Source organism: Streptomyces sp. NPDC056486 (genome assembly GCF_042795295.1).
Taxonomy (GTDB): Bacteria; Actinomycetota; Actinomycetes; order Streptomycetales; family Streptomycetaceae; genus Streptomyces.
In genome coordinates this window covers 76,800-90,458 of record NZ_JBHTSF010000001.1, presented here as the reverse complement: position 1 = coordinate 90,458, position 13,659 = coordinate 76,800, and the positions used below count along the sequence as shown (strand labels likewise).

At 71.2% G+C, this 13,659-nt stretch carries 11 protein-coding genes; 7 read left to right on the top strand and 4 right to left on the bottom strand.

Annotation, left to right across the window (positions count from 1 at the left end; all coding sequences use genetic code 11):
- Window positions 1–24: 24 nt before the first annotated feature.
- Complete coding sequence (locus tag ACFQ7F_RS00395; protein ID WP_383264211.1) at window positions 25–2,064, bottom strand: transketolase family protein; 2,040 nt, start codon at window positions 2,062–2,064, stop codon at window positions 25–27.
- A gap of 318 nt (window positions 2,065–2,382) precedes the next feature.
- On the opposite strand from ACFQ7F_RS00395, the gene ACFQ7F_RS00390 reads away from it, so the two are divergent.
- The 6 genes from ACFQ7F_RS00390 (at window position 2,383) to ACFQ7F_RS00365 (ending at window position 7,477) form a co-directional block, all read left to right on the top strand.
- Window positions 2,383–3,111 carry a GntR family transcriptional regulator gene (locus ACFQ7F_RS00390; RefSeq protein WP_383263812.1) on the top strand — a complete coding sequence of 243 codons (729 nt, stop codon included), beginning with the start codon at window positions 2,383–2,385 and terminating at the stop codon, window positions 3,109–3,111.
- Between the two features lie 41 nt (window positions 3,112–3,152).
- Window positions 3,153–3,608: a PTS sugar transporter subunit IIA gene (locus ACFQ7F_RS00385; protein WP_383263809.1), complete on the top strand. Its 456-nt coding sequence runs from the start codon at window positions 3,153–3,155 to the stop codon at window positions 3,606–3,608.
- On the top strand, window positions 3,605–3,886 hold the full coding sequence (locus ACFQ7F_RS00380; RefSeq protein WP_383263806.1) for a PTS sugar transporter subunit IIB: 282 nt from the start codon (window positions 3,605–3,607) through the stop codon (window positions 3,884–3,886). The genes ACFQ7F_RS00385 and ACFQ7F_RS00380 overlap by 4 nt, the downstream gene beginning before the upstream one ends.
- A 256-nt stretch (window positions 3,887–4,142) precedes the next feature.
- Window positions 4,143–5,531 (top strand): PTS ascorbate transporter subunit IIC, encoded by a 1,389-nt coding sequence (locus ACFQ7F_RS00375; protein ID WP_383263803.1) that lies wholly within the window; start codon window positions 4,143–4,145, stop codon window positions 5,529–5,531.
- A 95-nt stretch (window positions 5,532–5,626) separates the two neighbouring features.
- On the top strand, window positions 5,627–5,974 hold the full coding sequence (locus ACFQ7F_RS00370) for a hypothetical protein (protein ID WP_383263800.1): 348 nt from the start codon (window positions 5,627–5,629) through the stop codon (window positions 5,972–5,974).
- 456 nt (window positions 5,975–6,430) lie between these two features.
- Window positions 6,431–7,477 carry an alpha/beta hydrolase gene (locus ACFQ7F_RS00365; RefSeq protein ID WP_383263797.1) on the top strand — a complete coding sequence of 349 codons (1,047 nt, stop codon included), beginning with the start codon at window positions 6,431–6,433 and terminating at the stop codon, window positions 7,475–7,477.
- Window positions 7,478–7,653: 176 nt separating this feature from the next.
- Here ACFQ7F_RS00365 and ACFQ7F_RS00360 read toward each other — a convergent pair whose 3' ends face one another.
- Window positions 7,654–11,484, bottom strand: a complete 3,831-nt coding sequence (locus ACFQ7F_RS00360) for a hypothetical protein (protein WP_383263794.1) — start codon at window positions 11,482–11,484, stop codon at window positions 7,654–7,656.
- Window positions 11,481–11,921 carry a hypothetical protein gene (locus tag ACFQ7F_RS00355; protein WP_383263791.1) on the bottom strand — a complete coding sequence of 147 codons (441 nt, stop codon included), beginning with the start codon at window positions 11,919–11,921 and terminating at the stop codon, window positions 11,481–11,483. The genes ACFQ7F_RS00360 and ACFQ7F_RS00355 overlap by 4 nt, the downstream gene beginning before the upstream one ends.
- A 150-nt stretch (window positions 11,922–12,071) precedes the next feature.
- Between ACFQ7F_RS00355 and ACFQ7F_RS00350 the strand changes: the two genes are divergently transcribed.
- Window positions 12,072–12,656: a tetratricopeptide repeat protein gene (locus ACFQ7F_RS00350; RefSeq protein ID WP_383263788.1), complete on the top strand. Its 585-nt coding sequence runs from the start codon at window positions 12,072–12,074 to the stop codon at window positions 12,654–12,656.
- A gap of 69 nt (window positions 12,657–12,725) precedes the next feature.
- Here ACFQ7F_RS00350 and ACFQ7F_RS00345 read toward each other — a convergent pair whose 3' ends face one another.
- The gene (locus tag ACFQ7F_RS00345; RefSeq protein ID WP_383263785.1) at window positions 12,726–13,649 is read right to left on the bottom strand and encodes a hypothetical protein; all 924 of its coding nucleotides are present in this window, start codon (window positions 13,647–13,649) and stop codon (window positions 12,726–12,728) included.
- Window positions 13,650–13,659: the final 10 nt, after the last annotated feature.

Sequence of the window (13,659 nt, the reverse complement as noted above, 5' to 3'; positions counted from 1 at the left end):
CGGCGGAGCGGTACCGGTGCCGGTTCAGCGGCGGGCGGCGGCGAGTGACGCGAGTGCCGCCTCGACCACCGCGTGCTCGGTGAGGCCGACCGCTGTCATGGCGTCCTCGGCCGGAGCCGACGTACCGAAGTCGTCGACGGTCACGGCGCGGCCGTGTTCACCGAGCAGGCCGTGCCAGCCGAAGGCGGTGCCCGCCTCGACGACCACTCGGGCGCGCACGGACGGCGGGAGCACGCTGTCCCGGTAGTCGGCGTCCTGCTGCGTGAACCAGTCCAGGCAGGGCACCGAGACGACCCGGGCGGTGACCTCGTGGCCGACGAGCACGTTCCGCGCCGCCAGCGCCAGTGCCACTTCACTGCCGCTGGCCATCAGCACGACGTCGGCCACTTCCTGAGTGTCGGTCACCACGTAGGCGCCGCGTGCGACACCTTCCTGGACCATCTCGGACGGTGTCGGGAGGACGGGCAGGCCCTGGCGGGCGAGGGCCAGACCCACGGGACCGCCGCGGCTGAGGGCGCTGAGCCAGGCGGCCGCGGTCTCCGTGGCGTCGGCCGGCCGGACGACGGCAAGTCCCGGCATGGCGCGTAGGGCGGCGAGGTGTTCGACCGGCTGGTGGGTGGGGCCGTCGGCGCCCAGGGCCACGGAGTCGTGGCTCCAGATGTGGACCACGGGCAGTTGCATGAGGGCGGCGAGGCGCAGGGAGGGGCGCTGGTAGTCGCTGAACACCAGGAACGTACCGGCGAAGGGGGTGTCGTAGCCGACCAGGGCGATGCCGTTGAGGGCCGCCGCCATCGCGTGTTCGCGTACGCCCCAGTGGACGTTGCGCCCGAGCGGGCCCTGCCCGTCGCTGTCGTGCGCCGGCAGGAACGATCCGCCTGACGTGATGGTCGTACGGTTGCTGTCCCCGAGGTCGGCCGAGCCGCCCCACAGCCTCGGCAGCGCTTCGGCCAGTGCCTGGATTACCTTGCCGGACGCGTCACGCGGGGCGACGGTGCTCCCGGGCTCGAAGTGCGGCAGCACGGCTGCGGCAGTGGCAGGGTCCAGTGGCTGTACGGCACGTGCGCGGGCCCGCGCGGCCTCGGGGTGTTCGGCCGTCCAGCGGGCCAGTTCCCGGTCCCAGGCGGCATGCAGCTCGGCGCCCCGCTTCAACGCCCCGCGCGTGTACTCCAGTACGTCCGCGGGGACGCTGAACTCGCCTTCGATGCCGAGTAGTTCCTTGACCGCGGTGGCTTCGGCGGCGCCCAGCGGAGCGCCGTGCGACGCGGGCGTGTTGACGGCGTTCGGGGCGGGGAAGGCTATCTGCGAATTCAGGGCGATGAAGCTGGGCCGGCCGGTCTCCGCGCGCGCCGCGCCGAGGGCCAGGTCGAGGGCGTCGGTGTCCACGTCGCCGTCGGCGCCGAGTCCGACCGTCTGCACGAACCAGCCCTGGGCCCGGAACCGGGCGGCGGTGTCCTCATGGGTCGTCAGGCCGGTGGGGCCCTCGATCTGGATGTCGTTGTCGTCCCAGACGACGACCAGGTTGTCCAGGCGGTGCCGGCCGGCGAGTGCGCCGGCCTCGTAGGAGATGCCCTCCTGGAGGTCGCCGTCGGAGCACAGCACCCACACGGTGCGGCCCGCGGGGCCGTCGGGTGAGGTGTCGGCGCCTGCCAGCCGGTTCTCGTCGCGCTTGAGCGCCATCGCCATGCCCACGGCGGTGGCAACGCCCTGGCCGAGCGGGCCGGTGGTCGTCTCGACGCCGGCGGTGTGCCGGTACTCGGGGTGCCCTGGCGTCAGTGATCCGAGCCGGCGGAAGCGGCGCAGATCGTCCAACTCCAGCCCGTAGCCGGTCAGGTAGAGCTGCGTGTACTGAAGGATGCTCGCGTGGCCGCAGGACAGTACGAAACGGTCCCGGCCCTCCCAGGCGGGATCCGCCGGGTCGTGGCGGACATGCCGCTGAAACAGCAGGTGCGCCACGGGCGCGAGGGCCAGTGCCGTGCCCGGGTGCCCGGAACCCGCGGCCTCGACCGCGTCCACTGCCAGGGCCCGCGCCACAGCGACGGCCCGGGTGTCCGCCGCGCCGAACACACGCCCCCCGGCGGGGGAATCCTCAAGGGACCGCGTCGACCGTGCTGTTGAGAAAACCACGAAGGCTCCTTACAGAGAACATGACGTCATGATGACTTTGGGAAACGTAACTCACTCCTCCGCATCGACACCAGAGGGGTCTTTCCCAGCCCCGTCTCGGAGATGTAGCAGGCCAGCGGCATGCAGACGCGCACACGAAGGGCGGCGAGGGCATCGAGCACCCGAAGATTTCGTTTAGGTGTCTACTATTGACGCGCCGAATGTCCTGTAGTCATCATGATGTCTCGATGACATGCAAGCCCGACAAGGAGGTCGTGGATGGCCGGGCACAAGTACGCACAGGTGCGCGACCACCTCCTGCGGCGCGTGCAGAGTCTCCCCGTCGGGGAGCGACTGCCCGCCGAGGGCGTCCTGTGCAGCGAGTACGACGTGAGCCGCATCACGCTGCGCCGGGCCGTGGACGAACTCGTCCAGGACGGCTACCTCGTGCGGGAGCACGGCCGCGGAACCTTCGTGAGCCACCCCCGCTACAACCTCAAGCACCGCGAGCGGTTCGTGAACGAGGTGACCGGCTTCCATACTCAGCTCACCCGGCAGGGACACACCGTCACCTCACGGGTGACGGTGCAGCAGAGCGAGCGGGCGGGCACCCGCCTCGCCGCCGCGCTCGGCGTCAGTCCCGCCACCTCGGTCGTCCGGCTGGAGCGACTGCGCAGTGTGAACGGCGTGGTGCACCACCTCGCCGAGTCCTTTGTCGAGGAGGACCGGTTCCCCGACGTCCTGACATCGGACTTCACCACCTCTTCCCTGTACGCCTACCTGCGCGCCCGCCACGACGTGCTTCTCGTCCGCAACGAGATCGTCGTCGGACTGCACCGGTGCGACGCACGAGAAGCCGCACTGTTGGAAGTGGCCGAGGAGACCCCTCTGCTGCTTGCCACCTCGTGCGTCTTCGAGCCGGGTCGAAAACCCGTCATCTTCGGCACCTCGAAGTTCCTGCCGGACACGGCGGAACTGTCCTTCGACATCGTGGCCGACTCCGAGTAGTCGCCCGCGGTCGCCTTCCCCGCACCTCCTGTGGAGCACGCATGCTCAGTCGTCTTCTCCCCGAGCAGAACATCCACTTCACCCAGGACAAACTGACCTGGCAGGAAGCCGTTACTCAGGTCGCCCGTCCGCTGGTGGAGGCCGGAGACGTCACCCCCGAGTACGTCCAGGCCATGCTCGACTCGATCGCGGCCGGCGGCACCTACATCGACCTCGGCCACGGCATCGCCCTCGCGCACGCCCGGCCCGAGCACGGTGTGGTGCGCACCGGCATCTCGATGCTCCGCCTGAGCGAACCGGCTCCCCTGCTCGACCTGCCCGAGCACGCGGTCGACCTCTACTTCTGCTTCGCGGCCGCGGACGCCGACGCGCACATGCGCGCCATGGCCTCCCTCGCGCGCATTCTCTCGGACGCCCGGACCCGCCAAGCCCTGCGCGATGCGGCCTCGGCACCCGAGGTAGTCAAACTGATCACCGAATTCGAGGACTCAGAATGAAGTTCCTGGCGATGTGCAGCACCGGACTGGGCAGCAGCTTCATGGTGCGCATGAACATCGAGACCGTCGTACGCGAACTGGGGCTCCAGGACGTCACGGTGGAGCACTCCGACATCAGCTCCGCCGGACCCGACAGCGCGGACGTCTTCTTCGTCGCGAAGGACCTGGAGGACGCCGTCCAGGGCCTGGGTGACGTGGTCGTCCTGAACAGCATCATCGACATGGACGAGTTGCGCGGCGCGGTCAAGGAGGCGGCCGCACGACACGGTCTCAGCTGATCCGTAGCGGCTCCCCACTGATCTGTCTCGATCTGCACTGATCTGTGGGAACTGATTCGCAGAAACGTTTCACCTGTACGTTCATGGCGGCCGCCGGCAGCGCGCGACGTCCCGGTCGTGTCACCGCGGTGCTGAAGCCGTCGACCGGTTCCCCGCACGCCGCCGAGCCGCGCCGAACCGGCGCACATCACTCGCCGAACCCGGCACCCACCACTTCCGCACGCCGCCTCGTCGTGCCCGAAGAGAGGCGTTGTCAGTGAACAGCGTTCTGGACAGTCTTCTGGATGTCTTCCGTGAGCCATCCGTCATCATCGGCCTGATCGCCCTGCTGGGCCTGGTGCTCCAGCGCAAGTCCCTCTCCGACACCGTCAAGGGGACCATCAAGGCATTCGTCGGCTTCCTCGTCCTCGCGGCCGGCGCCGGGGTCGTCTCCGACGCGCTGACCCCGTTCGGCGACATGTTCCAGCATGCCTTCGGGGTGCAGGGCGTGGTGCCCAACAACGAGGCCATCGTCGGCAAGGTGCTCACCGACTACGGCTCCCAGGCCGCGCTGATCTTCTTCTTCGGCATGGTCGTGAACGTGCTGCTGGCCCGGCTGACCGTGTTCAAGTTCATCTACATGTCGGGGCACGTCGCCCTGTACCTCGCGGCCATGATCGCCGTCATCCTCATCGCGAACGGCTTCAGTACCTGGCAGGCCATCCTCTGGGGCTCCCTCGCACAGGGCCTGATCACCACCCTGTCCCCGGCGCTCGTCCAGCCCTGGATGCGCCAGGTCACCAAGACCGACAGCGTCGCACTCGGCCACACCGGCAACGTCGGCATCGCCACCAGCGGCCTCGTAGCCAAGTTCTTCGGTGACCCCGCCAAGTCCACCGAGGATCTGAAGATCCCCAAGGGGCTCGGCTTCCTGCGCGACACCACGGTCGTCATCGCCAGCTCCATGGGCGTCATCTACCTGCTGGTCACGCTGGTGGCGGGCCCCGGCTACGTCGAGGGCGAACTCAGCAACGGCCAGTGGTACGTACTGTGGGCGATCATGCAGGCCGGCAAGTTCGCCGCGGGTGTGTTCATCATCCTCGCCGGTGTCCGTGTCGTCCTCGCCGAGATCATCCCCGCCTTCAAGGGCATCTCGGAGAAGCTGGTGCCCAACGCCCGGCCCGCACTGGACGTCCCGATCGTCTTCACCTTCGCCCCGAACGCCGTGCTCGTCGGCTTCCTGGCCAGCTTCGTCGGCGGCCTCATCGGCATGGGCATCCTCGTCGCCGTCGGCGGCACCATCATCATCCCCGGCATCGTGGCCCACTTCATGACGGGAGCCGCCTCGGGTGTCGTCGGCAACGCCACCGGCGGACGGCGCGGCGCCGTCCTCGGCGCCCTGACCAACGGCCTGCTGATCACCTTCCTGCCGCTGCTCGTCCTGCCCTTCCTCGGCGACGTCGGCCTGCAGAACTCCACCTTCTCCGACGCCGACTTCGGTGTCTCCGGCCTCCTGCTCGGCGGCGCCGAACGCATCGGTCACATAGCCGTCATCGCTCTCGTCCTCGTCGCCCTGGCAGCCACCTTCGTCGCCAGCATCCTCGTCACCCGGCGCGGCCCCACCGACGAAGTCACCACGGAGAAGGAAACTCAGCCCGCCGGCTGAGTCACCTACGCACCAAGAGGGCACGGACACCACCCACGCATGACGCCGGGGCTCGCAAGCGGGAGAAGACCGAGAAGGACAGGTCCGCCACCGAGTTGGCGGCGAGCACCGCGGAAGCCGGGCTGGAGAAGATTCGCACACAGGCCCGCAAGCTCTCCGGCGACTACACAATTGAGGGGCAGTCCGTCGCGCGCCGACTGGACAAGGCGATGAACATCGCGCCCAACGCGCCGGGAATGTTCGACAAGTTGGGCGATGCCCTCAGGTGCATCGGTAAGGCGCTCGCGGCACTCGACGACACCGTGATGGACGTCATCGACGACGTCGTGGCGGACGCGGTCAAGTGGCTGGCGGAACACGCCATCACCATCGCCGCCCTCGGTGACGTACTCGCGACCGTAAGCGCCGCGCTGGGCGCCGTCTCGCTCGTACTGCTCTTTTGAGCCCGGTCTTCCCTCCGCTGGCGGCCGCATCATCGGCGGTGGCCGCAGGGTCGGGCGCATTCGCTCTGGGTGCACTGGCTTTGCACGGAACAGCGCGCGCCGTCGGAGGCGAATCCGTGGTCTCCAGCCGGACTCTGGCCCAGGACGCTCTCGGTGTTCTCCTTCGGTCTGGCCTTCAAGGGCGTGTCCGCCGTGGTCGCCTGCAGAACACTGGTTCCAGGCTGCCCCAGGTCGGGCCGACCACCCGGCCCAGGCCGGTGCCGACAAGGAGCCAAGGACACGCGGCAGTCGGTGCCCTTCCTGTTGACCTCGATGCGGGCCAGGGCTTCGTCGATCTCACCTTGGGTCGACTCTTGACATGCGCACAGCGGGGCAGCAAATTGAATTCACTTCGACTACCCATCGCCGCGGTGCCGCACGACGTAGTGGCGATCCGCTTCGCATGAGGAGAGGTCAATGACGACACTCAATCGAAGGCGCTTCTTCGGGGTTGCCTCGACGGCGGCCGGAGTGGCCGCGACGACGTCGCAGGGCGTCGCCCTGGCGAGCGGCAGAGATGAGCGGAACCCGCACCTCATCGGAGTCCAGGCCGACAACGGCGCGAGCGTGATCGCGCAGAACTTCCTTGATCCGCGCACGGTGGACATCACGATCAACTCGGTTGCGCTCGGCCACACCGCGTCGGCGCGCATCATCCTTCCGAATCGGTTCGGCTCGCGGGCCGGCGCCTCATGGCCGGTCCTCTACCTTCTCCATGGCGGTTACGGCGACTACACGGACTGGGCGCGGCACAGCGACATCGCGCGCCTCGTCCGGAAGCGCGACGCACTGGTCGTCATGCCGGATGGCGGAGCACTCGGTTTCTACACGGACTGGTGGACCCGCGGCGCAGGCAGCAAGCCGGGCTGGGAGACATTCCACTTGGTGGAGCTCTCGCAGATCCTCGCGCGGGGGCTGCACGCCGCCGACCGGCGCGCGATCGCGGGTCTGTCCATGGGAGGCTTCGGCGCGATGTCGTACGCGGCTCGCCGTCCCGGCTTCTTCCGCGCCGCAGCATCCCTCAGCGGCACGCTGGACACGCTCCACCCGACCGCCGAGCCAGTCTCCGCCGACCGGTTCGCGACGTGGCTCCTGCAGACACATTACGCACCCGGCGGGTACGACGCGCTCGACCTCTTCGGCGATCCAACGGCTCAGCGCGCCGTCTGGGCGGCGCACAACCCGGCAGACCTCGTAAAGGACCTGCGTGGCACGGAGTTGTACGTGTCCTGCGGTAACGGGCGGATCGGACCGTTGGATCCGCCCGGAACCGATCCTTCTGACATCTCCGTCCGATACGAAGCCGTCCAATTGGCGCAGAACCAGGAGTTCGTCAAGCGGGCGACCCGCCTTGATCTCGACGTGACCTTCGAGACCTACACCGGCTCGCACACGTGGCCCTACTGGGCGCGTGAGCTCGAGAAGGCGTTTCCACTCCTGATGCGGGCGCTCGATGCGGGGTGAGTCTGCGACACACCTGCGCTGCCCCGTAGCGCTTCAAGACTGCTTCACCGCTGCTGACCTCAGGTGATGCGCCGACCCGGCATGATCAAGACCGTGCTCACACGGATGATCTACCTGTTCGCCACGCGGGTCCTCGCGTGGCTGGACCTACTGTGACGCTCACGCTCCCTGGGTCGTCAGATGCGGGTGGCCATCACGTGCGCGAGGCGCAACAGGTCGCGCACGCCCGGATCATCTCCGTCAGCCCGGGCCAGAGCCGCGCGCTCGGCGTCGCCCAAACCGGTCGGCGACCGGCGCAACAGCGAACCGGGATGGTGCAGATCGTGCACCCGGGTCACGGACGCGAAGGAGCGGCGGCGCGGCGGCGCGTCCACGTCGAGCTGCCCGGAGTAGACGACGTGACGTCCGCCCGGCGCCGCCAGCACCGCGCGCAGGCGACGGGCGGAGCCGACGATCGCGGGCGGGGCGTCGACCGGGGCGAGACCCCGCCACGGGTCGAAGAAGTGGAACCGGTCCTCGGAGCCGGCGTGCCCGCCGACCACGTCCCAGGCCGGGACCGCGCACAGCTGCGACAGCATCGGGGTGTCGCGGGACGCCACCGGCCGCATCCCTCCGGCGTCCAGCCGCCACAGCACAAGACCGCCGTGCAGCCCCGCCGTCACGAGCGCGTCCTCCCCCGCGAAGATCAGCTCCCGTACCGGCGCGTGCTGCGCCGGTACAGGGGCCGCGTCCAGCGCGTGGCCGAGTGCGGCATGGACGGCGATCAGGCGGTAGCCGTCGCACAGCACCATACGGTCGCCCTCCGGGGTCACCGCCATCGGACCGCCGGTGCTCAGCGTCCACTGCCCGAGGTCGACCTGGCGCAACTCCCCGGCCGTCTTCAGGACCAGGGCCTGCGGCATGAGGGGCAGCGAGACCACGCATCCGTATGCCGTGGCCGCCAGATGCGCCCCGGTGAGCGTGGGGCCCTGCGCCAGCACCTGCGTCCCGTTCGACGTGTGCCGGACCAGTTCCGCCCGGGCTTCGTACCCCTGGCTGCGGCGCAGCGCGACCACGTGCCCGGGGCCGAGGACGGCGAGCGAACTGTGGCACACGGGGCCGCGGTGGAGCACCGTCCGTGTGCCGGACTCCGGCTCGATGGTCTCGATCACCTCGCGCGACTGCCCGTCCGAGCCGTCCGTCACGTGCGCGGTGGCCAGCACCTCGCCGCCGTGCCCGAAAGCGCTGTGCGCCGCGGAGAACGGGGCGAAGTCCTCGGGCAGCGCCCGGGTGGCCGTGCCGGCCGCCCCCTCTACGATGGCCCGGGCGCGGCGCGGGGAGAGGGACCGCAGCCAGTCGAACAGTTCCGCATCCAGCGGATGGCCCGGCGCCCCGGCGCGCCGCGGGATCCGGCGCACGAGGTGCACCGCGTCGGCGACGGGAGCGGAGCGGACGAGCTCCCAGTAAGCCGGCCAGTCCCGTCGGCGCGCGAGCCGGCGCGCCGTGTCCTCCAGTGCCGACGCCGACACGTGCTGCACGGGCAGCACCTCTGGGAGCCACCCGTCCACCGCGATCCGGGCCTCCGGCACCTGCCGGCCCAGGGAGTCGGGGTCAAGCACCCGCCGCGGCACGTCGACCTCCGGTTCCTGCGGCAGGCCCGCCGCCCGCAGCGCGCTGTTCTGCCGCGACACCGCGTCGCCCAGGGACGAGAGGTAGGTGGCGGGCGCGCGGTCGGCCAGCCTGCGCAGCCACGTCACCGCCTCCTCGCCGACCTCCACGGCCTCCCGGGGACGGTCTGCGTCGAGCAGAATCCCGTGCAGGCTCATCAGCGCCGTCGTCCACGCAGAGGTGTACCGGTGCGGATCGGCCTCGGCGAGGCGCCGGTTGAGCTCGGCCACCTCCCGTGCCGGCGCGACGGCCTCGGCGTGCCCGCCGCGCGCGGACAGGTGCTCGCGCAGCCGTTCCAGCGACGCGACGAGCGGCGTATCCTCGACCAGCGCCCCCTCGCGCACCAACTCCCGGCCCAACGCGACCGCTTCGCGCAGGGCGACGTCCTCCGCAGGCGGACGGAACGTGAGGGCCGCCCCGTTGGACAGCGCGATCGCCAACCCCCTGCGCTGCCGCGGATCGTGGACGGCGGCCCCGCGGTACGCGCTCGCCGCCTCCTGGTTGGCCCGGTACGCCTCCTCCCACCGACCGGCCGACTCCAGATACACACTCTCATTGGCCAGCGCGGTCGCCCGGTACGGTTCGTACCGGCGCAGATCGTCCCGGACGAGACGGGTGAAGAGGTCCACCACGCGCTGCTGCGTCGCCACCGCTTCGTCGACCTCGCCGGTGCGGTGCAGCAGACCGGCGACGTTGGTCAGGGTGCGGCCGACATGCTCCTCGTACGTCTCCGGATCGTCGGCGGCCAGTTCCTGGAAGAGCTCGGCCCCGCGCCGCGCCGCCCGCAGCGCCTCCTTCGTGCGCCCCAGTTCGTGCAGGTCGTCGCCGTGCCCGGCGTACAGCCAGGCGTGTTGGTGCCGGTCCGGTGCCGCCGCGATCCGGGACGCGAACAGCCGGACGTTGACGGCGGCCCGCCCCACCACGAGGTCCGCGGGGACCGGGTGCGGCACGGCGTGCACCACGTCCTCCAAGAGCGCCGTCGTGATGTCGGGCAGCTCGGCCAGAGCGGTGAGGGCGGCGCCCCCGGCGGCCACGCCGAGGCCGGGATCGGCGGCCAGCAGCGGATACAGGCAGGCGGGCCCGAGGTGCGGCCAGCGGCCCGCCGCCGCGATCAGCGTCGACACCGCCCGGGCGGGACCGGAGCCGTGCCGCAGCACGGCGCCTGCGGTGTCCGCCGCCCACGCCTGCGCCGGGTAGTCGGCCGCGTGGCCCGGCACGGTCAGCGCGACGAAGTCCTCCGCCAACCGGTCCGGATAGAGCGGTTCCAGGACCGTGCCGTCCACGCCCTCGGGCGGTGGATAGCAGACGCCGTGGTCCGCCAGCACGGTGGGCGTCGGATGCCCGACCTCCAGCGCGTCCACCAGCAATGCTCCCCGCTCTTGCGGCTGCGCACCGCTCAGGGAGGCGGCGAATACCACCCGGTTCATGTCCGCGGGGGACAGGGTGATCCGTCCCGCGCCCCGCCGGTCGTGCAGCAACACCCAGCCCAGGTGCTCGCGGTCGAGGAGGTAGAGGGTGAGCCCCGCCAGATCGGGCGGGGCGCGCCGCCCCGAGGCCGCGGCGTCGATGGCGACCAGGGCGGCCATGTGCACGGCGAGCACCAGCCTGAAGTCGTCGTCGGCGAGGTCGGGTTCGCCCGCCGGCGCGGCGATCCCGTACCGCTCGGCGAAGGCGGCGCGTGCCGCACGGAACATCGCCCCCCGCTCGCCCTGCCCGGCCGCCGGGCCCCTCGGCTCGTCCAGAGGCCCGAGGGCCTGTGTCGACACGTCGATCTGCTCACCGGCGAGCGCCCCGCGCAACGCCGGCCACGGGTCGGTGCCGCGCGCCAGCAGCAGGACGCGGGCGCGCACGTCCGGCCGGTGCAGCAGGGCGTTGCTGAACAGCCAGGTGAGGCTGGTCAGCGACCAGCGATCCGCGTAGTCGACCAACAGCAGGAGCCCGGCCGCACTGTCCCGCGTCAGGTCCTGGCTGCCGGGCGGCGGCAGCACGGTCCCGGGCCCCTCGACCGCGGTGACCACCTTCCAGCCCTGCCCGGACAACTCGGCGGCCAGCTGCTGGGCCAGCCGGGTCTTGCCCTGCCCGCCCGGCGCGTGCAGCCAGCGCGCCGCTCGCTGCGGACCGCCGGCGCACCAGGCGTGCAGCGCCCCCAGCTCGTCCTCCCGCCCGGTGAACGGCGCCACGGCGAACCGCGCGTGGAGCATCCGGCTGGGCTGCTGCCGCAGCCACTGCGGATCCGTCTCGGGGGGCGGCTCCCACCGGCGCAGCACGTACAACGGCGTACCGTCACCGAACACATGGATGTCCGCGCCGATGACACCGTAGGCGAACCCGCCCGTCGCGCTGACGTGCTGCTCGCTCACGTCGCGCGGTCACCGCGGCCGACGCCGGGCTCCTGATGGACAATCACGTTCCCGCCCTGCGCGCCGAACGCCTGCCCGTGGTCGCGCGCCTCGACGTGCTGCACCCAGTGGCGCTGCTGGGCGGGCAGTTCGTCCTGCAGCCGTTGGGTCAGCACCCGCACGTCGTCGGCCACCTCCGGGTGCGCGCGAAGGAACTGCTCGAGCCGCAACTGCCACGCCGGGGCCAACTGCCGGCGCGCCGCCTCCGGATCCTCCGCCTCGGACACCAACGCGGCCTCGCTCTCCAACAGCGCGGCCAACGCACCCTGTTCCGGTGCGTCGTCCCGCCCGAACAGCCGCAGCAACCCGGATCGCGCGGCGCCCCAGGCGTCCGTCGCCATCGCGGCGACGAGCGTCGTCGACGCGGCCGTCGCGAGCGCCGCCAGGGATTCGATCATGAGTGTCCTCCCGTTGTCGTGCCCACCTCATCGTGCCACCGCGGCGTGCCCCGCGCCCGCACCTTCCCCGATCAACGTGCCGCGGTTATGGTGGTCGGCCACACCACCGGACCAACGACACGGTGACGACGCCGTGGGCGAGGGGGCGTCGTGCGGCGTCGCAACGGCTCGAAGCGCACCGGCCTGCTCCGGCAGCTCCGCACGGCGCGCGTCCTGTTCGACACCCGTGACTTCGCCGCGGCGGAGGTGCTCCTGCGCAGCCTGTTGCCCGACTGCGAGGCGGAGCTGGGAGCGAACCACGAGGAGACCATCGGCCTGCTCAACCTGCTCGGCTCCACCCTCTACCAGCAACGCAAGGCGGCCGCGTCCGCGCAGATCGCCCGCGAGGCCACCGACCGTGCGGCCCGCGCCTGGGGCCCCGACGACCCCGCGACCCTCGACTGCGCCCACAACCTCGGCGGGGCCCTGGCGATCCAGGGCGACGTCTCCGCGTCCGTCGCGGTTCTCGACGACACCTGGCAGCGCCGCGCCCGCCTCCTCGGCGCCGCCCACGAATCCACCCTCACCACCGCCAACACCCTCGGCGCGACACTCTTTGCCGCAGGCCTCCGCCGCGACGGCCTCACGATCCTGCGCCGCGCTCACGCCCAGAGCACGGGCCTGCCGGCCGGGCATCCGGTGCGTGAGGACATCGCCGGCAATCTGCGGATCGCGGAACGGAACGCGGGCGGCTGACCGACGACCGCTTCCCGGACACACCGGGGGAGTTCGCTGCGAAGAGCACGCGAGATGTCGCCCGCGTCCTCACTCGGCCTTCCTGAACAGCTCCGACATGTGGTCCCCCGTCTCATGGCCGAGCAGCCCCGCCGAGTCCGCCCCGATCAGACCGATCCGCCCGGCCAGTTCCCGGCCGTGGACGTCGACGGCGGCCTCGATGAGCCCGGCGAGCGCGTCCAGGGCGCCGCGGGCGCGGGAGCGCGCGAGTGCTGCGCAGCCGACGGCGACCAGCGCGGCCGGCCACCACCAGCAGGCGAGCAGGGCGTAGCCCACGGCCCAGGCGGCGAGGCGGGCGGCGGCGCTGAAGGAGTCGTGCGCCGACTGGATGTGGCGTACGGCGGGTTCGGGGAGGATCAGCCACAGGCGGGGCCAGAGAGCGGCGAGGTCCACGCCGTAAGCGGCCTCCACACGGTCTGCCGTCGCCTGCATGCGGTCGCCGTACCAGGTGGGGCGAGTGGGTCTGCGCAGCGCTATGCGGTTGCGGGCGTCGGTGAGGGCCTGGATCTGTGCAAAGGCCTGGGCCGGGGCCGCCACCGCGTCGCCGTCTTCGGCATCGGTGCGCATGACGGGGTAGGCCGCGTTGAGCTCCTGCTCCCGGCGCCCCCACTTCCGCCTGCGCCGGTCGACGAGAGCCTGCGACAGCGGGTCGCGGGCGAAGCGCAGCCAGTACTGCTCGATCACGCCGCCGAGGAACTGCGCGGCGAGTGAGGCCGCGGTCGCGGTGAGCAGGACGAGGGCGACCAGGAGTGCGGCGGTCCCTGTGCGGTCGAGGGCGGGGCGGGCGGCGAGGTCGTCCAGGGTGGTGCGCAGCCGGTCGATGTCGCTCCAGTGGCGGTGGCCAAGGGTGGTGCCCACGGCCGTTGCGGCAAGGAAGAGGGCGCCGGGGAGGACCAGCAGGTTCAGCCAGCGTTCGGTGAGTTTGCCGCCCAGGGTGGCGAGGAGAGAGTTCATGCGGGCCGGG